The 19783-nt window shown below is 72.4% G+C and carries 18 protein-coding genes; 11 read left to right on the forward strand and 7 right to left on the reverse strand.

Going from position 1 to position 19783, the window contains the following annotated elements; genetic code table 11:
* Nucleotides 1–3: 3 nt before the first annotated feature.
* From ACZ51I_RS14450 to ACZ51I_RS14500, 11 genes are read left to right on the forward strand one after another with little or no spacing between them, the layout of a single operon-like run.
* Nucleotides 4–810, forward strand: coding sequence for an MlaE family ABC transporter permease (locus ACZ51I_RS14450; protein ID WP_468875370.1), 807 nt, complete (start codon nucleotides 4–6; stop codon nucleotides 808–810).
* Nucleotide 811: 1 nt separating this feature from the next.
* On the forward strand, nucleotides 812–2065 hold the full coding sequence (locus ACZ51I_RS14455; protein ID WP_468875373.1) for an MCE family protein: 1254 nt from the start codon (nucleotides 812–814) through the stop codon (nucleotides 2063–2065).
* Nucleotides 2062–3117 (forward strand): MCE family protein, encoded by a 1056-nt coding sequence (locus ACZ51I_RS14460; RefSeq protein ID WP_468875375.1) that lies wholly within the window; start codon nucleotides 2062–2064, stop codon nucleotides 3115–3117. The genes ACZ51I_RS14455 and ACZ51I_RS14460 overlap by 4 nt, the downstream gene beginning before the upstream one ends.
* Nucleotides 3114–4163 carry an MCE family protein gene (locus tag ACZ51I_RS14465; protein ID WP_468875378.1) on the forward strand — a complete coding sequence of 350 codons (1050 nt, stop codon included), beginning with the start codon at nucleotides 3114–3116 and terminating at the stop codon, nucleotides 4161–4163. Before ACZ51I_RS14460 ends, ACZ51I_RS14465 begins: the two co-directional genes overlap by 4 nt.
* A complete protein-coding gene (locus tag ACZ51I_RS14470; RefSeq protein ID WP_468875380.1) occupies nucleotides 4160–5218 on the forward strand; it encodes an MCE family protein in 1059 nt (352 codons plus the stop codon). Before ACZ51I_RS14465 ends, ACZ51I_RS14470 begins: the two co-directional genes overlap by 4 nt.
* Nucleotides 5215–6444: an MCE family protein gene (locus ACZ51I_RS14475; protein WP_468875383.1), complete on the forward strand. Its 1230-nt coding sequence runs from the start codon at nucleotides 5215–5217 to the stop codon at nucleotides 6442–6444. The genes ACZ51I_RS14470 and ACZ51I_RS14475 overlap by 4 nt, the downstream gene beginning before the upstream one ends.
* On the forward strand, nucleotides 6441–7715 hold the full coding sequence (locus tag ACZ51I_RS14480) for an MCE family protein (protein WP_468875386.1): 1275 nt from the start codon (nucleotides 6441–6443) through the stop codon (nucleotides 7713–7715). The genes ACZ51I_RS14475 and ACZ51I_RS14480 overlap by 4 nt, the downstream gene beginning before the upstream one ends.
* Nucleotides 7712–8236, forward strand: a complete 525-nt coding sequence (locus tag ACZ51I_RS14485) for a hypothetical protein (RefSeq protein ID WP_468875388.1) — start codon at nucleotides 7712–7714, stop codon at nucleotides 8234–8236. The genes ACZ51I_RS14480 and ACZ51I_RS14485 overlap by 4 nt, the downstream gene beginning before the upstream one ends.
* Nucleotides 8233–8976 carry a hypothetical protein gene (locus ACZ51I_RS14490; protein ID WP_468875391.1) on the forward strand — a complete coding sequence of 248 codons (744 nt, stop codon included), beginning with the start codon at nucleotides 8233–8235 and terminating at the stop codon, nucleotides 8974–8976. The genes ACZ51I_RS14485 and ACZ51I_RS14490 overlap by 4 nt, the downstream gene beginning before the upstream one ends.
* Before the next feature lie 26 nt (nucleotides 8977–9002).
* Complete coding sequence (locus tag ACZ51I_RS14495; protein ID WP_468875394.1) at nucleotides 9003–9545, forward strand: nuclear transport factor 2 family protein; 543 nt, start codon at nucleotides 9003–9005, stop codon at nucleotides 9543–9545.
* 50 nt (nucleotides 9546–9595) lie between these two features.
* The gene (locus tag ACZ51I_RS14500) at nucleotides 9596–10384 is read left to right on the forward strand and encodes a hypothetical protein (RefSeq protein ID WP_468875397.1); all 789 of its coding nucleotides are present in this window, start codon (nucleotides 9596–9598) and stop codon (nucleotides 10382–10384) included.
* A 26-nt stretch (nucleotides 10385–10410) separates the two neighbouring features.
* Here ACZ51I_RS14500 and ACZ51I_RS14505 read toward each other — a convergent pair whose 3' ends face one another.
* The 7 genes from ACZ51I_RS14505 to ACZ51I_RS14535 form a co-directional block, all read right to left on the reverse strand.
* Nucleotides 10411–12357 carry an ABC transporter permease gene (locus ACZ51I_RS14505; RefSeq protein ID WP_468875399.1) on the reverse strand — a complete coding sequence of 649 codons (1947 nt, stop codon included), beginning with the start codon at nucleotides 12355–12357 and terminating at the stop codon, nucleotides 10411–10413.
* Nucleotides 12358–12453: 96 nt separating this feature from the next.
* Entirely contained in the window at nucleotides 12454–13272 is an 819-nt protein-coding gene (modA, locus tag ACZ51I_RS14510) for a molybdate ABC transporter substrate-binding protein (protein ID WP_468875401.1), read from the reverse strand.
* Nucleotides 13273–13786: 514 nt separating this feature from the next.
* Nucleotides 13787–14383 (reverse strand): DUF1349 domain-containing protein, encoded by a 597-nt coding sequence (locus ACZ51I_RS14515; protein WP_468875404.1) that lies wholly within the window; start codon nucleotides 14381–14383, stop codon nucleotides 13787–13789.
* 115 nt (nucleotides 14384–14498) lie between these two features.
* Nucleotides 14499–16034, reverse strand: coding sequence for a TerD family protein (locus ACZ51I_RS14520; protein WP_468875407.1), 1536 nt, complete (start codon nucleotides 16032–16034; stop codon nucleotides 14499–14501).
* A 93-nt stretch (nucleotides 16035–16127) separates the two neighbouring features.
* Nucleotides 16128–17531: a sulfatase family protein gene (locus ACZ51I_RS14525; protein ID WP_468875409.1), complete on the reverse strand. Its 1404-nt coding sequence runs from the start codon at nucleotides 17529–17531 to the stop codon at nucleotides 16128–16130.
* Nucleotides 17532–17658: 127 nt separating this feature from the next.
* A complete protein-coding gene (locus ACZ51I_RS14530) occupies nucleotides 17659–17751 on the reverse strand; it encodes a putative leader peptide (RefSeq protein WP_468875412.1) in 93 nt (30 codons plus the stop codon).
* 154 nt (nucleotides 17752–17905) lie between these two features.
* Entirely contained in the window at nucleotides 17906–19723 is a 1818-nt protein-coding gene (locus ACZ51I_RS14535) for a glycoside hydrolase family 15 protein (RefSeq protein WP_468875414.1), read from the reverse strand.
* Nucleotides 19724–19783 lie beyond the last annotated feature (60 nt).

The following is a 19783-nucleotide window of genomic DNA, read 5'->3' on the forward strand; positions in this document are numbered from 1 at the left end:
CCGATGGCCTCCCCGTTCGTCTGGCTCGACCGGTCCGGTGACCAACTCCTTTTCTACGTCCGCGCCCTGCTCTGGATCCCGCGGACCCTGCGCCGCTACCTCAAGGAGGTGCAGCGGCTGCTCGCCGAGGTCGCCTTCGGCTCCGGCGGCCTCGGCGTCATCGGCGGCACCATCGGCGTGATGATCGCGATGACGCTCTTCACCGGAACCGTCGTCGGTCTCCAGGGCTACGCGGCCCTCGACCAGATCGGCACCGCCGCGTTCACCGGCTTCGTCTCCGCCTACTTCAACACCCGCGAGATCGCCCCGCTCGTCGCCGGACTCGCCCTCTCCGCGACCGTCGGCGCCGGTTTCACCGCCCAGCTCGGCGCCATGCGCATCAACGAGGAGGTCGACGCCCTCGAAGGCATGGGCATCCGCTCCATGCCGTACCTCGTCACCACCCGCATCATCGCGGGCGTCGTCGCCATCGTCCCGCTCTACGCGATCGGTCTGCTCTCCTCCTACCTGGCCTCCCGCTACGTGACGGTCCTCTTCAACGGCCAGTCGCAGGGGACCTACGACCACTACTTCAACCTCTTCCTGTCACCGACGGACGTCCTCCTCTCGGTGCTGAAAGTGCTGATCTTCAGCGTGATGGTGATCATCGCCCACTGCTACTACGGCTTCCGCGCCTCCGGCGGCCCCGCCGGCGTCGGCATCGCCGTCGGCCGCTCCGTACGCAACGCCATCGTGCTGATCAGCGTCACCGACTTCTTCCTTTCGCTGGCCCTCTGGGGCGCGACCACGACCGTGAAGGTGGCGGGGTGAGATGAGCGACTCAACGGCCGAAACCCTCCGCCGCCGGTTCGCCGGTGTCGTCTTCCTCCTGGTACCCGTCCTGCTGGCCTCGCTGGCGGTCGCCGTGTACGACAAACGCTTCACCGACTCCGACCCGGTCGTCGTCGAGGCCGGCAGCGTCGGCAACGAGATGCACCTCGGCGCCGAGGTGAAACTGCGCGGCGTCGTCATCGGTGAGGTCCGCGCCATCGACGCCACCGACGGCGGAGCCCGGCTCACCCTCGCCATGCGCCCGGGCACCCTGCGCCACGTCCCCTCCGACGTCCGCGCGCAGATGCTGCCCACCACCCTCTTCGGCGAGCGGTTCGTGGCCCTCGTACCACCCGCGCACCCCTCGGCACAGCCGCTGGGTCCCGGCGACGTCATCCCCGAGGACCGCTCCAGCAACGCCGTGGAACTCCAGCAGGTCCTCGACAACGTCCTGCCGCTGCTCACCGCCGTCCAGCCGCAGAAGCTCTCGGCGACCCTGTCCGCCGTCTCCCGCGCCCTGGAGGGGCGCGGCGACAAGCTCGGCGAGACCCTCGCCGAACTCGACACCCATCTCCGCGAGTTCAACCCCCACCTGCCCGCCCTCACCCGCGACCTGAAAGAACTCGTGAAGGTCAGCCACCTCTACGCGGACGCCGCGCCGGACATCCTCACGGCGCTCACCGACTTCACCACCACCAGCGGCACCCTCGCCGAGAAGGAGGGCGAGTTGGCCGGCACCCTCGGCGTCACCACCGGGACGGCCCAGGACCTGACCGCGTTCCTGCGGCAGAACAGGACCAACATCATCCGGCTCAGCGCCACGAGCCGCCCCACCCTGGAACTGCTCGCCGAGTACTCCCCGTCCTTCCCCTGCACCCTGCGCACCCTCGCCCAGTTCGTGCCCGCGATGGACAAGGCGCTCGGCAAGGGCACGAACCAGCCCGGACTGCACGTCGAGGTGACCACCGTCCCCTCCCGCGGCGCGTACGTCCCCGGCCGTGACACGCCCTCGTACGGCTCCGGCGGCGGCCCGCACTGCTACCCCGTGCCCTACCTCGGCATCCCCGCCAAGCCCGCCACCCGGGCGTCCGCCGCGGCCGACCAGGACCTCGGCCCCGCCAACTCCCCGCAGGAGAACGACCTCGTCAACGAACTGCTCGCCCCCGCGGCGAAGAAGCGGCCCGGTGACCTGCCGGACTGGAGCAGCCTCCTCGCCGGCCCCGCGTTCCGCGGAGCGGAGGTGACCCTCCGATGACGACCCGGCCCAGCCACACACGACGGCGCGGCCTGACCGGGACCGTGCTGAAGTCCCTCGCGTTCGTCCTGGTCACCGCCCTTGCCACCACCGTCCTCGGCTTCAGCATCGCCAACACCGGGGTCGGCTCCGCCACCCGTACGTACAAGGCGCTGTTCACCGACGTCACCGGGCTCGTCGAGGGAGACTCCGTGCGCATCGCCGGAGTGAAGGTGGGCGAGGTGACCGACGTGCGCGTCGTCCAACGGCGCACCGCCCAGGTCACCTTCTCCGTCCGCGAGGACCGCACCCTGCCCCGGTCGGCGACCGCCGCCGTGAAGTACCTCAACATGGTCGGGCAGCGGTACGTGTCCCTCGGCCGCGGCACCGGCGACCTGACCGGCACCCTGGAGGCCGGGGAGACCATCCCGCTCGACCGCACCACACCGGCGCTCGACCTGACCCTGCTGTTCAACGGATTCAAGCCGCTGTTCGAGGGACTCTCGCCAGCCGACGTCAACGATCTCGCCGGATCCCTCGTGCAGGTCCTCCAGGGCGAGAGCGGTACCGTCGACAGCCTCCTCCGGCACATCGGCTCCCTCACCAGGACCGTCGCCGCCAAGGACAAGGTCATCGGAGAGGTCGTCACCCACCTCAACACCGTCCTGACGACCCTCAACAACCGCGAGGCCGGCTTCAACGACCTCGTCGTCACCCTGCAGAAGCTCGTCACCGGCTTCAACACCGACCGCAAACCCCTCGGCGAGGCCGTGAAGGCCATCGGCGACCTCACCACGACCACCGCCGGACTCCTCCAGGAGGGGCGCGCCCCTCTCAAGAAGGACATCCGCGAGCTGGGCCGGCTCTCGGGCACCCTCGGCGACCACACCCCCGCCATCGAGTCCTTCCTCGCCCACACCCCCGGCAAGATGTCGGCCCTGGCGCGACTGTCCTCGTACGGGTCGTGGTTCAACCTCTATCTCTGCGAGGCGCGTGTGAGCGGCGTGGGAACCTCCGACGGCTCCAAGCCGCCGACCGGCATCGCCGTGACCGAGACGAGGTGCCGCGGATGAGCCCCCGCGCCCGGACCAAGCCGCTCAAGGAGCGCAGTCCCGTCGCCGTGGCCCTGGTCGGCCTTGTCGTCCTGGCCGTCCTGGCCGTCCTCGCGTACAACGTGGAACGGCTCCCGCTCGTGGGCGGCGACACCGCCTACAGCGCAGACTTCACCGAGGCCGCGGGGCTCGACGCCGGGGACGAGGTCCGCATCGCCGGCGTCAAGGTCGGCAAGGTCACCGAGGTCGCCCTCGACGGTCCGAAGGTCAAGGTGACGTTCGAGGTCGGCGACGCCTGGATCGGCGACCGGTCCACCGCCGCCATCGCCATCAAGACCCTCCTCGGCGAGAAGTACCTCGCGCTCGACCCGCTGGGCTCCGCCCCCCAGGACCCCGGCACCCGCATCCCGCGGTCCCGCACCACCTCCCCGTACGACGTGACGCAGGCCTTCCAGGACCTCAGCGGCACCGTCGACGACCTCGACACCCAGAAGCTGGCCGAGAGCTTCCGGACGATCTCCGACACCTTCAAGAACTCGCCGCCGCACGTACGCAACGCCGCCACCGGCCTCTCCGAACTGTCGAAGTCCGTCTCCAAGCGCGACACCCAGCTCGCCAGGCTCCTGGAGAACAGCAGGAAGTTCACCAAGACCCTGGCGGACAAGAAGTCCAGCTTCGAGATCCTCCTGGAGGACGGCGGCTCGCTGCTCGGCGAGCTGAAGAAACGCCGCGAGGCCATCCGCGCCCTGCTCAAGGGCAGCCGCGACCTGGGCACCGAGCTCAGCGGCCTCGTCGGCGACAACGACCGGCAGCTCGGACCCACCCTGAAGGCCCTCAGCCGCGTCACCGGCGTCCTAGAGAAGAACAGCGGCCAGCTCGACAAGACACTCGCGCTCATCGGCCCGTACTACCGGCTCGTCGGCAACACCCTCGGCAGCGGCCGCTGGTTCGACAGCTACCTGTGCGGAGTGGTGCCCCGCACCTATCTGCCCGAGGCCTCGCAGCCCAAGACCGGATGCCTCCCGCCGAAACAGACGGCGACGGCCAAGGGGAGCGGTGAACGATGACCAAGCCCAGAAAGCCCCTCGTCACCGGGCTCGCCCTCACGGTGCTCGCGGCCTGCGGCCTCGTCGCCGCCGGCGCCCTCGACGACGACGGCATCCGCGTCACCGCCTGGTTCGACCGGGCGGTCGGCATCTACGCGGGATCCGACCTGCGCGTCCTCGGCGTCCGGGTGGGAGAGGTGGAGTCCGTGGAGCCGCAGGGCACCAGGGTCCGCGTCGAGCTCCGCCTCGACGAAGGCGTACGCGTCCCCGCCGACGCGCGGGCCCTCGTCGTCGCCCCGAGCATCGTCGCCGACCGGTACGTCCAGCTCACCCCCGCCTACCGCACCGGCCCCGCCCTCGCCGACGGCGCCCAACTGCCCGCCTCCCGCAACCGCACCCCCGTCGAGATCGACCAGCTCTACGACTCGATCACCGAACTGAGCGAGGCACTCGGCCCCGACGGCGCCAACTCCGCCGGAGCCCTCTCCGAACTCCTGGACACCGGAGCGAAGAACCTCAAAGGCAACGGCACGGCCATCGGCACCTCCATCGAAGAGTTCGGCAAGGCCGCCAGAACCCTCGACGGCAGCAGCCACGACCTCTTCACCAGCCTCGGCCAGCTCCAGACCTTCACCACGATGCTCAAGAAGAAGGACGGCGACGTCCGCACCGCACAGGAACGCCTGGACGAGGTCGTCGGCTACTTCGCCGAGAACAAGGACGACCTCGCCGGCGCCCTCAAGGAACTCGGCAAGGCCCTCGCCCAGGTCAAGACGTTCATCAAGGACAATCGCGGCGAGCTGAAGAAGAACATCGACCGACTGGTGCCCCTCACCCAGACCCTCGTCGACCAGCGGGCCTCCCTCGCGGAGGCGCTCGACGTCGCCCCGCTCGCCGCCGGCAACGTCGTCAACGCGTACAACAAGGACACCCGCACCCTCGACGGCCGCGCCAACCTCAACGAGATCAGCATGGGCGGCCCGCTGCTCCCGCTGCCGGTGACCGGCGGCTCCGCGGGCACCGGAACGCCGGGGACCGGCACCCCCTCGGCAAGCACCCGAGAGGGGGAGCGGTGAAACGAGACACCCTGCCGTCCCGCAAGGCCGTCGGCGCCGGAGCCGCCGGAGCGGTCGCCCTCGGCCTCGGCCTGGCCGTCGTCCTCGGCGCGGTCCCCGCCGACCCCGTCCGGTTCGACGGCATCGAGGACCTCCCGCTGCCAGGCGGCGCCGACCTCGGCTCCCACTCGTACACGGTCACCGCCGAACTCGACGACGTCCTCAGTCTCGTGCCGCAGTCCGCGGTCAAGGTCAACGACGTCGCCGTCGGCCGCGTCACCGCCATCGACCTGGGGACCGACAACTGGTCCGCCCGCGTCACCCTCGAGATCAACGGCGACGTCCGGCTCCCCGCCGACGCCGGCGCCCGCCTCGAACAGTCGAGCCTCCTGGGCGAGAAGTACATCCAGCTCGTCGCCCCACGGAAGGACAGCGGCGGCCGCCTCACCGACGGCAGCGTCATCCCCCGGACGCGCACCAACCGGAACACGGAGGTCGAGGAGGTGTTCGGCGCCCTGTCCCTCCTCCTCAACGGCGGCGGCGTCAACCAGCTCAAGACCATCACCCGGGAACTCGACGCGGCACTCGGCGGACGCGAACCCGAGGTCCGCTCCATGCTGAACCGCGTCAACACCCTGGTGACGAACCTGGACGCGCACCGCGGCGACATCACCCGCGCCCTCGACGGAGTCAACCGGCTCTCCGCCACCCTCGCCGGACGCAAGAAGGACGTCGACACCGCCCTCACCGGCCTCTCGCCCGGCCTGAGGACACTCGAGAACCAGCGGGGCTCCCTGCTGACCATGCTGCGCGCCCTGGACACCCTGTCCGGCGTCGCCGTCAGCACCATCGACGCGAGCAAGAAGGACATGGTCGCCGACCTGAAGGCCCTCGCGCCGACCCTGACCGCACTCGCCGACGCCGGCGCAGACCTGCCCGAATCGCTCCAGGTGCTCCTCACGTATCCCTTCACCGACGAGGTGATGCGCGGCATCAAGGGCGACTACCTCAACACCTACCTCCACCTCGCCGCCGTCCCGGGCACCGAACTCATCCCGCCGCTCATCCCCAAGACCGAACCCACCCCGACCCCCGCCCCGACGGCCCCGGCCTCCACCTCCCGCGGCGACGCGCAGACGAACGGCCGCACCCGGAGCCCGCGGTCCGCGCTGCCGCTGCCCCCGGTCTCGACAGGCACCCCGCCGGCGCCCGCCACCACACCCAAGGACGGAGGCGAGAAGCGGTGATCACCCGCACCGTACGGCTGAAGAACCTCGCGTTCCTCGTCATCGCCGTACTCGTCCTCGGCTTCGTCGGCGTCCGCTACGCCGACCTCGGCCGCTACGCCGGCGTCGCCGACCACTACACCGTCCGCGTCCATCTCGCCCGTACGGGAGGGCTGTTCACCCACTCCGACGTCACCTACCGGGGCGTCTCCGTGGGCCGCGTCGGCGCCATCGACCTCACCGCCGACGGAGTCGTGGCCGAGCTGCGCATCAAGAAGTCCGCACCTCGCATCCCCGCCGACGCCCGGGCCGTCGTCGCCGGACTCTCCGCCGTGGGCGAGCAGTACATCGACCTGCGCCCCGAGAGCGACGGCGGACCCTTCCTCGCCGACGGCTCCCGCATCGAACAGCCCGACACCGAGGTGCCGGCGCCCGTCACCGACGTGCTCGCGAGCATGAACGACCTCACCCGCTCCGTCCCTCTCGACTCCCTGCGCACCGTCGTCGACGAACTCGGCAAGGCCTTCGAGGGACACGGCGACGACCTCCAGGTCCTCCTCGACAACGGCAGCAGATTCGTCCAGGCCGCCGACCGCTCCCTGCCGGCCACGACCCGGCTCATCAACGACGGCGAAGTCGTCCTGCGCACCCAGGCCGACGAGAGCCGCGCCATCCGCGACTTCGCCACCGGCGCCCGCGACCTCGCCGCCACCCTCAAGGGCTCCGACGCCGACCTGCGCCGTCTCCTCGCCGTCACACCCGACGCGGCCGGCCAGGTCAGCGGCCTCCTGCGCGACCTCGACCCGAGCCTCGGCGTCGTCCTCGCCAACCTCCTCACCACCTCGGAGATCGCCGTCACCCGCCAGCGCGGCACAGAGGAACTCCTCGTGAGATTCCCGGCGGCCGTCTCGGCCGGAGCCACCACCGTCGACGGAGGGCACGTGAACTTCGGCATGGCCGTCACCTTCTTCAAGCCCCTGCCCTGCACCACCGGATACGGCGGGACGCGGTACCGCAACGGCCTCGACCTGGGCACCGCGCCCGCCCTCAACACCGGCGCCTCCTGCACGGCACCGGCCTCCACCGGGGTGAACGTCCGTGGCTCCGCGCACGCCCCCAAGGGCGGCACCGTGCCCACCCCGGCCCGGCCCGGCTCCCTGCCCTCCGGCAGCGCCCGCACCACCACCGGCGCGCAGCCTGCGCTGCCCGGCGCACTCGCACTCCCCGGCCAGACCGGCGGCCCGACCGACATGGCCGGCCTCCTCGGCCTCGACACCGGGAGTACGCGATGAGGCGCGCCCAAGCGGTGGGCATCGGCGCCCTCGTCGCCGCCCTGGGCTTCTGCGGGACCGGCGCCTGGACCTACGCCCAGGCCCGCTCCGACGAGCAGCTCGCCTTCGGCCGGGAACGCGACACCGCCCTCGCCGAGGGCCGCAGCCGCATCACCGTCCTGAACACGCTCGACGCCTCGACCCGCGAACGCGCCGAAGCGGGCATCCGGGCCTGGCGCGACGCCTCCACCGGACCCCTCCGCACCGAACTCGGCCGCACCGAGCCCACGGTGGGCGCCTCGGCACGCGCCACGGTCACGGAGGCGGCGCTCACCGCACTGGACGCGAGAGCCGGTACGGCGAAACTCATCGCGACCGTACGCGTCGACGTCACCCCGCGCGGAGCCGCCACCGCGACCACCGACCGCAAGCGCCTGGAGGCCGTCCTGACCCGCACGGGCGAGAACACATGGAGGGTCGCGGCACTGAGCGCGGTGCCCGTCGGACAGCCGGAACCGGGGAAGGAGGGCGGGGACGAGTGACACGACTGCTGCGCAGGACAACCGCCAGGGACGCCGAGACCGACGAGCGGGAGGCACCGGACGCGACCGCGGAGGACCACCGGGAAGCGGCGGAGGCCACGGACGGAGGGAAGCGACACGAGGACGCGTCGGCGGCCACGGACGGAGAAAGCACCGACGAGGATCCGTCGGCGGCCACGGACGGAGAAGACCGCGGAACCACGGACGAGCCGAGCGGTCGCCGTGTCCCCACCGGGTGGCGAAGGGGCGCCCCGGCCGCCGCCCTCACCGTCCTCCTCCTCGCCCTTCTCGCCGGCGGGAGCGGCTTCTTCCACGCCGCCCACGACCTCCGGTCGGCCCCCTCGGCGCGCAACCACGCGCTCACCGACGCCGGGACCACCACCCGCGTCAGCGGAGACGTCGCCGAAGGCCTCGCCCGCGTCTTCTCCTACACAGCCGCCGACACCGGCGCCGCGGAACGCTCCGCCCGCACCGTCCTGGCGGGGCGCGCCGCCCGCCAGTACGGCGGGCTCCTGGCCCAGGTCCGCGCGAACCTGGTCGACCAGCGCATCACGCTCTCCACCCAGGCCGTCCGCACCGGCGTGATCGAACTCGACGGGAACAGCGCGCGCCTCCTCGTGTTCCTCGACCAGACCTCGCGGCGCGGCAAGGCCGCCGCCACGTCCGCCGCGGCTCAGCTCACCGTCACCGCGAAGTACGAGGGAGACCGGTGGCTGATCGTCGACATCAAGGCCCGCTGACGATGAGCGGGAGACGGGAGAACCCCATGACACGCCAGGCCCGCGCCTCGGCGGCAAACCGGCCGGCCCTGGCCGTGGCCCTCGTGCTCACCCTGGCCGCGGGCGGCTTCGCGGCCTGGGAGGGCCGGAGCTGGTACGCCGCGGCCCACGACGACTCCGCGGCGTACGCGGTGCAGCGCGACCGGGCGCTCGCCGCGGGGGAGCAGGCCGTGCAGAACCTCAATACGCTCGACCACCGGCGCGTGGACCAGGGCCTCGACCTCTGGGAGACCTCGACGACCGGCGAGCTGCACCAGCAACTCGTCGACGGCCGCGCCGAGTTCACCAGCCAGGTGAAGACGGCGAAGACGGTGACCACGGCCCGGGTGCTGTCCGGCGCCGTCACCGAGCTCGACGAGCGGGCGGGGCGGGCCCGGCTGCTCGTCGCGCTGCGCGTCACCGTCACCACGCCCGACAGCAAGAGCACGGAGAAGGACAGCCGCATGCTGGGCGAACTCACCCGCACCGACGGCCAGTGGAAGCTCAGTGGTCTGGGGCAGGCCCCCGTGGGCGGCACGGCGACCGGTTGACCGGACCGTCCCGTACGCGAGAGCCGCCAGCACCCGAAAGGACACGCACGATGCCGACGCCCCGTCACCACGTCAACCGCCAGCGCCGCCGCCAGGCCCTCGCCGACCAGCCGACCCCCGCGTCCAGGGCCCACTCGCCCGTCGCCCTCCTGCCCGAACCCGGCACCAGGCCCCGGCAGCGACCGGCGGTGAAGCCCCCACGAGGAACGGCGGGAACACCCCGGGAAGAGACCACCCCCGACCGCCCGGAGGCGACCACCTCGACGCGGGCCGCGAAGGACGGGGCGCGCCGCCTCGCCCCCCTGGTGGTCCTCTGCGTCCTGACCCTCCTCCTCGGTGCTTTCGCCGGATGGGCGCACAGCAGGGCGGGAGAACTGCGGGACGACCCCGCGCGCGGAAACACGGCCCTCACGGATCTGGCCCGTACCAGCGAGATCAAGGGGCAGACCGCCGCGGCCGTCGCCGCGCTCTTCTCGTACGACCACGCCGACACGGGCCCCTTCGAACGGGCCGGAAAGACCCTCCTCACCGGCAAGGCCGTGGAACAGCACCGGACGCTGTTCGGCGGGGTGCTCGCCCAGGCGGCCCGGCAGAAGACGGTGATCACCACGACGGTCACCGACAGCGCGGTGGAGAGGATCGACGGGGACCGCGCCCGGGTCCTGGTCTACGCCGACCAGAGCAGCGTCAGCACGGCCGGAACCGCCAAGCCCGGCACGGGGAAGCAGAAACCGAAGGCCCAGGACCAGGGTGTCTACGCGGGCGCCATGTTCACCCTGGACGTCGTGCGCCGCGACGGACGCTGGCTCGTCGACAACATCGACACCTTCGGCCGCTGAAACACCCGCACGGGGGAGTAGGGGTGTCAGAGCGGCACGACCGTCGCCTCGGTCGCCTTGACGCTCGTCCAGACGGCCACCCCCTCGGCGAGGCCCAGCTCGGCGGCGGCCTGCGGGGTGATCTCGGCGACGAGGTCGGGCGCGACGTCGGAGGTGACGAGGACCCGCAGCCGGCTGCCGCTCGCGGTGATCTCGCGTACGGTGCCGGGCCAGACGTTACGGGGGCTGCCGCCCGGCTTCTCGCGGTGGACGGACACCGCCTCGGGCGCGACGATCGCCAGCGCCGGGGTGCCGGCGGGTGGTGGATCGGCCGCGACCAGCGTGGCGCCGTCCTCCAGGGCGAGGCCTTCGGGGGTGGCGGTGCCGGGCCAGGCGTTGCGGCCGAGCATCCGGGCGACCCAGGGGGAGCGGGGGTGGCGGGTGACCTCGGCGGGGCTGTCGTACTGGAGTACGCGGCCCTCGTCGAGGACGAGGACGCGGTCGGCGAGGGAGACGGCTTCGACGGGGTCATGGGTGACGATGAGGCAGACACCGCCGAAGCGCGCGAGGTGGGTGCGCAGGGTGTGGCGTACGTGGCCGCGGGTCGTCTGGTCGAGGGCGGCGAGCGGCTCGTCGAGGACGAGGAGCCGCGGCCGGGCGGCGAGGGCGCGGGCCAGGGCGACCCGTTGGGCCTGCCCGCCGGACAACTGGCCGGGGCGGCGGTGGCCGAGGTGGCCGACGCCGAGCCGGTCGAGCCAGCCCTGCGCCTCCCGCCGGGCCTCCGTACGGGCGACGCCTTGGGCGCGCAGACCGTAGGCGGTGTTGGCGAGCGCTGTCATGTGCGGGAACAGGGCGCCGTCCTGCGGCACCCAGGCGACGCGACGCCGGTGCGGGGGCAGGGCGGTGACGTCGGCGCCCCCGAGCGTGAGGGCCGCGTGGGCCCGGGGGGTGAGGCCGAGGAGGGCCCGGAGGAGCGTGGTCTTGCCGGCGCCGTTGGGACCGACGACGGCGATCGTGGTGCCCGGCTCGGCGTCGAGGGTGAGGCGGGTGAACCCGGTGACCTCGGCGTGCAGGGCCCAGCGCTCCCCGGACTCGTCAGCCGTGGGGGAGCCGGACGCGGGCTCTTCGAGGTCCGGGTCCTCCGCGGCGGCCGGGCCGGGGCCGGGCGCGGGCCGGGGCCTGCGCTCCACCGGGGCGCCGGTCCACCGCCCGCGCAGGGCGACGAGTACACCCATGGCGATGGCGAGCAGCAGCAGGGAGACGGAGGTGGCCGCCTCCGGTTCGTCCTGGAGCAGGAGGTAGACCTGGAGGGGGAGGGTCTGGGTGGTGCCGGGCAGATTCCCGGCGAAGGTGATGGTCGCGCCGAACTCGCCCAGCGCCCGTGCCCAGGTCAGGGCGGCGCCGGCGACGACACCGGGCGCCACCATGGGCAGCGTGACGGTGAAGAAGACCCGGACCGGTGAGGCGCCGAGCGAGGCCGCCGTCTCCTCGTACCGAGGCCGGAGACCGCCGAGCGCGCCCTCCAGGCTGATGACCAGGAACGGCATGGCGACGAAGGTCGCCGCGAGGACGGCGCCGGAGGTGTGGAACGGGAAGGTGATGCCGAACGTCGACTCCAGCCACGGCCCGAGCAGGCCCCGGCGGCCGAAGGCGAGGAGCAGCGCGACACCGCCGACGGTGGGCGGCAGGACCATCGGCAACAGCGCGAGCGAGCGGACGAGCGCCTTGCCGGGGAAGGACACCCGCGCGAGCAACCACGCCAGCGGAACCCCGAGCAGCAGCGAGAGCCCGAGCGCCCAGAAGGAGACGAGCAGCGAGAGCTGCAGTGCCTCGACCGTGCCCGGCGCGCTCAGATGACCGGCCAGCTCGCCCCACTCGGTCCGGACGAGAACGCCGGCCAGGGGCAGCGTCAGGAACGCCACGGCCAGCAGCGCGGGCAGGGCGAGCGCCAGCGGCGGCCGTGCTCCGGGCCTGCGCGTGCGTGAGTGTTTCATCGAGTGACCCCGCTGTGAGGAAGAAGACTTGAGGACGAGCGGCTGTCCGTTCCCCCGGTCCGGACAGTCCCTCGTGGCCGACCGCCCCAGGATCCGCTACGGCTTCTGGAAACCGGCGTCCCGAAGGATCTTCTGCCCCTCGGGCGAGGAGAGCCAGGCCACGAACGCAGCGGCGGCCCCGGCGTTCTTCGAGTCCTTCAGCGTGGCGGCCGGGTACTGCGCGATGGCGTTCTGGGCGTCCGGGATCTCGACGGCGTCGACCTTGTCCCCGGCGCTCTCGGCGTCCGTCTTGTAGACGAGCCCCGCGTCGGCCTCGCCGAGCTCGACCTTGCTGAGCACCGCGCGGACGTTCGGCTCCTGGGAGACCGGCTTCACGGTGATCTTCTGGGCGTCGAGGACCTTCTCGCTGTACTTGCCGGCCGGCACCTCGGGGGCGGCGAGGACGACCTTGATCCTGGTGTCCGCGAGATCCTCGAGTTCGTCCACCTTGAAGGGGTTGCCCCGGGCGGTGGCGATGACGAGCCGGTTCTTCGCGATGACCGCGGGAGTGCCGGTGTCGGCCTTCACCTTGTCCATGCTCTTGGTGTCGGCGGTGACCAGGACGTCGGCGGGGGAGCCCTGCGAGACCTGGGCGACGAGCTCCTGCGAGCCGGCGAAGGAGAAGGTGAGCTTCGTACCCGGGTGGGACTTCTCGTAGGCGGCGCCGGCCGTCTTGAACACGTCCGTCAAGGACGCGGCGGCGAGGACGGTGAGGTTCGCCTTCGGCGCGGCGCTCGCCGAGCCGGACGCCGTCGAACCGGCGGTGTCCTTCGGGGCGTCGTCGCTCGACGAACAGGCCGCGAGCGGCACGAGCAGCGCGGCGATGAGGACGGCGACGGCCGTACGGCGTCCGGTGGGCGTGACGGTGAGGGACATGAGCGTCTGATCTCCTGGGGACGAAAGGAATGCGCGGTGAGAGGCCGGTCGCGCCGGCGGCCGAGGGGGTCCTGCGGCATCGCGTGCGGGTGGTCCGGTGCGAGGGGTGTGTACGCCGGTCGATTCACGCGGGCAGTGGCCCGCATGCCGACTTCCGGCCCCGGCTCCGCACGGCCTCATGGGCGGGGAGGGGAGGCCTGTCCGGTGGTGGAGGACTGCATGTGCGACACCGTAGGCCGCCTGGGCTCTCATCTGCAACAAATCTGTGGGTCCCTCCATCGCGGATGAGAGGGCCCTTGGAGCAAGGCACGAGTGGGAACGCCACTCGGTGCCACGGGTGCGGTTGTGGACTTCGCCGACGTACGAGCACGCGGTGGCGACGCCGCCGGGCGGCCCCCTGGAGCCGCACGGCACCGCCGTAGAACAGGGAGAGGGGTCCTTCCTTACGGGGAAGGACCCCTCCCTCGCCCCCCGGCCGACCGCTCCAGCCCGGCCAGGGGCCCGTCAGCGCCCGTCAGCGCCCGTCGAAAAGGTGCTCCAGGCGCGAGGGCGTCAGCTCCATCCGGTCGAACCGGACGGTGCACCCGTTCCCGACCGGGGACTGGACCTCGATGCCGACGCGGACATCGGTCACCGGCCCCAGACTGAACTGGCGTGCCAGACGCCAGGAGCGACCGTCGAACGACACGTGGAAGGCGAAGCCGCCGTCGACACGGCTGATGCGCAGCCACACCGCGGGAGAGTCGAGGGGCCACCCCACCGCGTCGTCCGAGAGTCCCCTCGTGACGACGGAGTACACGGTGGGCACGCCGTCGGGCGACCGCTCGAAGTTGAGCTTGGCCCAGACGTCCTCGGCCGACCGGACGACCACGGCACCGGCGTCCCACGCCGCTCGGAAGTCCACCCGGAGCCGGGCGGAGAACTGCCAGTCGCCGTCCGGGGGGACCAGGAAGGCGCGAGCCGCGTCATCCCTGACCTCACCGGTCAGGGGGTTGGTGAAGACATCCGTACCGGCCCCCGCCTCCACCGTCAGCACGTCGCCGTCGAGCGACAGGGCGGCCGGGGGGACCGCCCAGTGCCGAACGTTCACGAGGGTGGATTCCAGTCTCATGACGTCCACCCTGACGTCGTCGGTGAGCCGGCTCAAGAAGAAGCTGCGAAGATCCAAGAAGTGACCCGAAAGTCCAGACGCGGTCGCGCACGACCCGAGCCCCGTGGGCGACCGCTCAACGGCGCACCTTCAAGCTCCACTTCTCGGAGGTACGGACACCGATCAGGCCGGGCGGGACGAGGTACACCCCGGCCTTCGCGCACAGTTGCCGCTCGGGACGCAGACACGCGTCCATCGTGGCCAGCACGATCGAGTCGGACTCCGCCCCGCGATCGAGGCGGACCTGCACCTTCGCGGGGGAACCGGTCATCTCGAGGAGCTCCCAGCCGTGGCCGGACAGCTTCCGGTCCAGCCGGCGGGCCTCGTCCAGGGGCAGCACCTCCAGCTTCCACGAGGCCGCGTGGTCCAGTTTCACGATCACATGGCTCCAGCCCTCGCGCCCCACGGCGAGCGGGCCGGTCATGGGCAGCCGGGTGCCGATCTCTCCGACCCGGTCGCGGGTGCCGTCCGGCTGGACGGTGTGGACATGACTCCTGATGTCCTCGGCGGCCTCGCACGTGGCCCTGACGAGGGCGGGCGGGCCCGCGTACCGCAGTACCGTCTGGCCTCGCCCCTCGGCGTGGGTGACCAGGGCCTGAGCCGTTTCGATCGGACGCACCCGGAGTCGCCAGTCGCCGGAGGCCTCGACCTTCAGCCGTACGTCCGGCTCGCCCTTGGCGAACGCGAGCAGTCGTCCGCGGGCGCCCCTCGTGGTCGAGAAGACGCTCAGCTCGTCCAACTCGCCGTTCTCGTCGAGCCGCCAGATGTAGAGCCAGCTGTGAGGGCGGGGCGCGTGGACCCGCTCGTACTCCACGAGCGCCGGTCGGCCGGGCTCCGGGTTCACCACGGTCAGCTCCTGCTTGCCGCTGCCCTCGTAGACGCCGGGGCCCGGGGGCAGGACGCGGTCCCCCTCAGCCTTCACCGGCGTCCGGTGGTCGTGTGATGCCGGTGCCTTCGTCAGACGGCGCGCCCGGGCGTCCCCCGGACCGGAGCCCGGAACCGACGGGGCCGGGGGCAGCCCCGGGAGCGGGGCGGCCTCCCTGTGGACCTCGGTCATCGCCGGCCCCGGCACCGGTACGGCCGGCAGGGCGCCCAAGGGGATGCCGTAGTCGGCGGCGAGCGCGACCGGCCCGGCGCTGTAGCCCTGGCCCACGGCGCGGAAACGCCAGGCTCCGTTCCGGCGATAACACTCGCCGAGTACCAGCGCGGTCTCCTCGCCGGCGTCCGCGACCTCGTACCGCGCGACCGGCGGGCCCTCGCCGCCGGCCACCTCCACGGACAGTCCGGCGACCGCGCCGATCACCCCGCCCGCGGCGAGGACGGCGATCAGCACCCGCTGCACTGCGGGCTCCACCGCCTGCTCGTCCACCTCAAGCCGCTGTACGAGGAGGCCGCCCTCCGCCGCCCCGCCCAGGTGCCGTACGGCGCCCGAGGGGTGCCGGGGACGATCACCCCGAACCACGTCGGCTTCCCCGCGCACCCGGTCCGTCGCGTCGAGCAGCACCGCCGCAACGGCCACCAGGGGGGCGCCCGGCCGGGCCTTCCGGGCCACGGTGATGCGGAACGGCCCGCCGGGCAAAGGGGCGTTGGCTCCCTTGATGATGATCGTCATACCGGCATCCTGGCACCGGCCGTCATCCCGGGTCACGGCCGGTGCCGCACGAAACCGAGGCGGGCGAGACCCTGCCCGGCCGGGCTGAGAGGCTCAGTAGCGGAGCAGCCCCGCGTCGATCCGTTCCCAGGCGGTCCGCAGCTCGGCCAGCCGTGCCTGCTCGGACGGTGCGCGGTCCGCCTGCTCGCGGGAGTCCTCGCCCAGGTGGAAGAGCTGGTCACGGCCGGACCTGCCCCGGTAGTACTTCCAGTCGCCCCGGCGCAGCGCCCGCTCGCCCCGCACCCGCCAGAAGAGGTCCCGCTCGGGCACCTCGGCACCGCGCAGCAGGTACCCGGCGAGGCTGATGCCGTCGAGGGGATACGCGGGATGGGGGCGGGCACCGGCCAGGTCGAGCAGGGTCGCCGTCCAGTCGGGCGTGAACACCGGCAGGTCGCTCACCTGACCGCGGTCGATCCGGGCGGGCCAGCGCAGGATCGACGGGACGCGGATGCCGCCCTCCTGGAGCGAGGACTTGTTCCCGGAGAGGGGCCAGTTGTAGGAGAAGCGCTCGCCGCCGTTGTCGCTGGCGAAGAACACCAGGGTGTCCTGCTCCTGACCGGAGCGCTTCAGCGCCTTCAGGACCTGCCCGACCGAGCGGTCGAGGTCCTCGACCATCTCCTTGTACTTCTCCACCGAGCCGCCGTCCTGGTGCCAGAGGGCGGATCGGTCACCGGCCTTGATGCGGCGGACGATCTCGTCGCTCGCCTCCGTGTCGCCGTCGGCGATCCAGGGCCAGTGCGGGGTGGTGAAGTTCAGGTTGAGCAGCCACGGCTTCTCGTGGCCGCGGCCGACGTACTCGCTCGCCCGCTCGGTGAGGATCCGGGTGTAGTAGCGCAGGTCCTTGTACTCGGCGTCGCCCTCGTAGAGGTCGTACTCACCGCCGAGACCGAGCTTCGAGTAGTACTCCAGCGCCCCGCCGAAGTTGCCGAAGAACTCGTCCCAGCCGGAACGGGTGGGGGAGTGGTCGGGCAGGTAGCCGCAGTGCCACTTGCCGATGAGGGCGGTGGCGTATCCGGAGTCCCGCAGCAGGGAGGCGAGCGTGGGGTGGGTGGGCTCCAGACCGACGGACTTGTCGGCGATCGGCTCGGCCAGGCCGCCCTTCGTACGGCCCGGGTAGCGGCCGGTGTAGAGGCTGAAGCGGGTGGGGGAGCAGGTCGCGGACCCGGAGTAGGCGTCGGTGAAGCGGACCCCTTCGCGGGCGAGCCGGTCCAGATGAGGGGTGCGGATGTGCGGGGATCCGTACGAGGAGAGGTCCGCCCAGCCGAGGTCGTCGCCCAGGATGAAGAGGATGTTGGGCCGCCGTGAGTGACGGCGCGGGTGCGCGGCCCGGAAGGGCCGCTCCCGCTGCTCGGCAGCGGGGGCCGCCTGTGCTGCGGAGGCGGTGGCGCCGAGGGCGGCCGCGGCGGCGGCACCGGCGGCGACCCCGCCGAGAGCGCGACGGGACAGGGGCGTGGACATACGGGTCTCCAGAAGGGCGTGCGGACGTGCGGGCATGCCTCCGGGGCCCGGCGGGCGGGGGACGGCGCCGCGGGCGGGGCGGGCGGAGGAGCGTGGGGTTGCGGCCGGGTGAGCGGGAAGAGGGCCGTCAGGCGGGGCGACAGGCCGCGCTCGCGACACGGACGAGGTCCACGTGCCGGCGCTGGACGAGGGTGACCGAGCGGTCACGCGGGGGCTGCATGAGCCAGGAGTCTCGCCGGGCCGGACGGGGACGTCAACGGCGTAGAGGCTGGTTGACGCGCGTAGTTCGCATGATCGAAATGGCCCGGTCATCCCCGGTCATCCCCGGTCATCCCCGGCGGAGGCACGGCGGAGGCCGCGCCCCACACCCGCCGTCAGCGGTCCAGCGCCGCGTCGAGGCTCAGCGCGGCGGTGATCAGGGCGAGGTGGGTGAACGCCTGCGGGAAGTTGCCGAGCTGTTCGCCGGTCGGCCCGATCTCCTCGGCGAACAGTCCGACGTGGTTGGCGTAGGTGAGCATCTTGTCGAAGGCGTACCGCGCCTGTTCCAGCCGTCCGGCGCGGGCGAGCGCGTCGACGTACAGGAAGCTGCACAGCGAGAACGTGCCCTCGGAGCCGCGCAGCCCGTCGGGAGAGGCGGCCGGGTCGTAGCGGTAGACCAGGCTGTCGGAGACCAGGTCGTCGTCCATCGCGTCCAGGGTGGACAGCCAGCGCGGGTCACGGGGCGCGATGAAGCCGGTGATGGGCATCATCAGGAGTGAGGCGTCCAGTACGTCGCTGCCGTAGTGCTGGACGAACGCCTTCCGCTCGTCGGACCAGCCGCGCTCCATCACCTGGTGCAGCACCGCGTCCCGCGCGGCGATCCAGCGCGCCAGATCCGCGGGGCGGCCGAAGTCGTGGGCCAGCCGCACCGCTCGGTCGAAGGCGACCCAGCACATCACCCGGCTGTACGTGAAGTCCTGCCGGCCGCCGCGGGTCTCCCAGATCCCCTCGTCCGGACGGTCCCAGTGCTCGCACAGCCAGTCCACCGTGGCGGCGAACCGCTGCCAGCCGTCGTACCCCGCCAGCTGGGCCAGGTCGCGGGCCTGCGCGTACGCGTAGACCGCCTCGCCGTAGATGTCGAGCTGAAGCTGGTCGGCGGCGCCGTTGCCGGCCCGGACGGGGGCCGAGCCGCGCCATCCCTCCAGATGGTCCAGGACCTCCTCGCCCAGATGCGGGTCACCGTCCACCCGGTACATGATCTGCAGCGGCTCGCCGCTGACCGTGGCCCCGGCCTGCAGCCGGGCGCCCAGCCAGCGGCGGAAGGCGTCCGCCTCCTCGGTGAAGCCCAGGTCGACCATCGCCCGCACCGACAGCGAGGCGTCCCGGACCCACGTGTAGCGGTAGTCCCAGTTGCGTTCGCCGCCGACCTGCTCGGGCAGCCCCGTCGTGGCGGCGGCGACCGGAGCCCCGGAGGGGGCGTACGTGAGCAGCTTCAGCGTGATCGCCGAGCGGTTGACCTGCTGCTGCCAGCGGCCCCGGTAGCGGCAGTGGCTGATCCAGTCGTGCCAGAAGGAACGGACCGCGTCGAAGGCGGCCCGCAGGCTCTCTTCGTCGGCCGGCTCGGGAGGCTCGGCGCCGGGTGCGTCCAGGGTGAGTACGGCGGCGGCGCGCTGACCTGCGGACAGCTCCACCTCGGCGCGGACGTCCTGGCCGTCACGCTCCAGGGCGACGGGGCCGAGCACCTGGAGGTGCGCGGCGGCCGTGACACCGGTGAAGCGGGCGGTCGCCCCGTCGACCAGCAGCTCGTGCGACTCCCGCCCGTAGTCGAAGCGGGGACGGCACTCGACCGTGAAGCGGACGGTGCCGCGGACCACCCGCAGCACGCGGACGAGGGTGTGCCGGTCGGCGGGCACGGTCGGGTCCGCCGCGAGCGGCATGAAGTCGGCCACCTCGCCGACACCGTCAGGGGTGAGGAAGCGGGTGAGCAGTACCGCGCTGTCGGCCAGGTACAGCTGACGCACCGTCGTGCCCGGGGCCTCCACCGTGATCGAGAAGTGACCGCCGCGCTCGTGGTCCAGCAGCCGGCCGAAGACGCTCGGCGAGTCGAAGCGGGGCGAGCAGAACCAGTCCACGACTCCCTCGGCGGAGACCAGCGCACACGTCTGCAGGTCTCCCACGAGCCCGTGGTCGGCGATCGGCGGGTATCGGTGCATCGGCGGCGTCCTCGGTGGCTCGGGGCGACGAGTGGTCCTGGCCCCACCCTCCGGCCGGAC

The sequence above is a fragment of the Streptomyces sp. NPDC034084 genome (assembly GCF_055575535.1).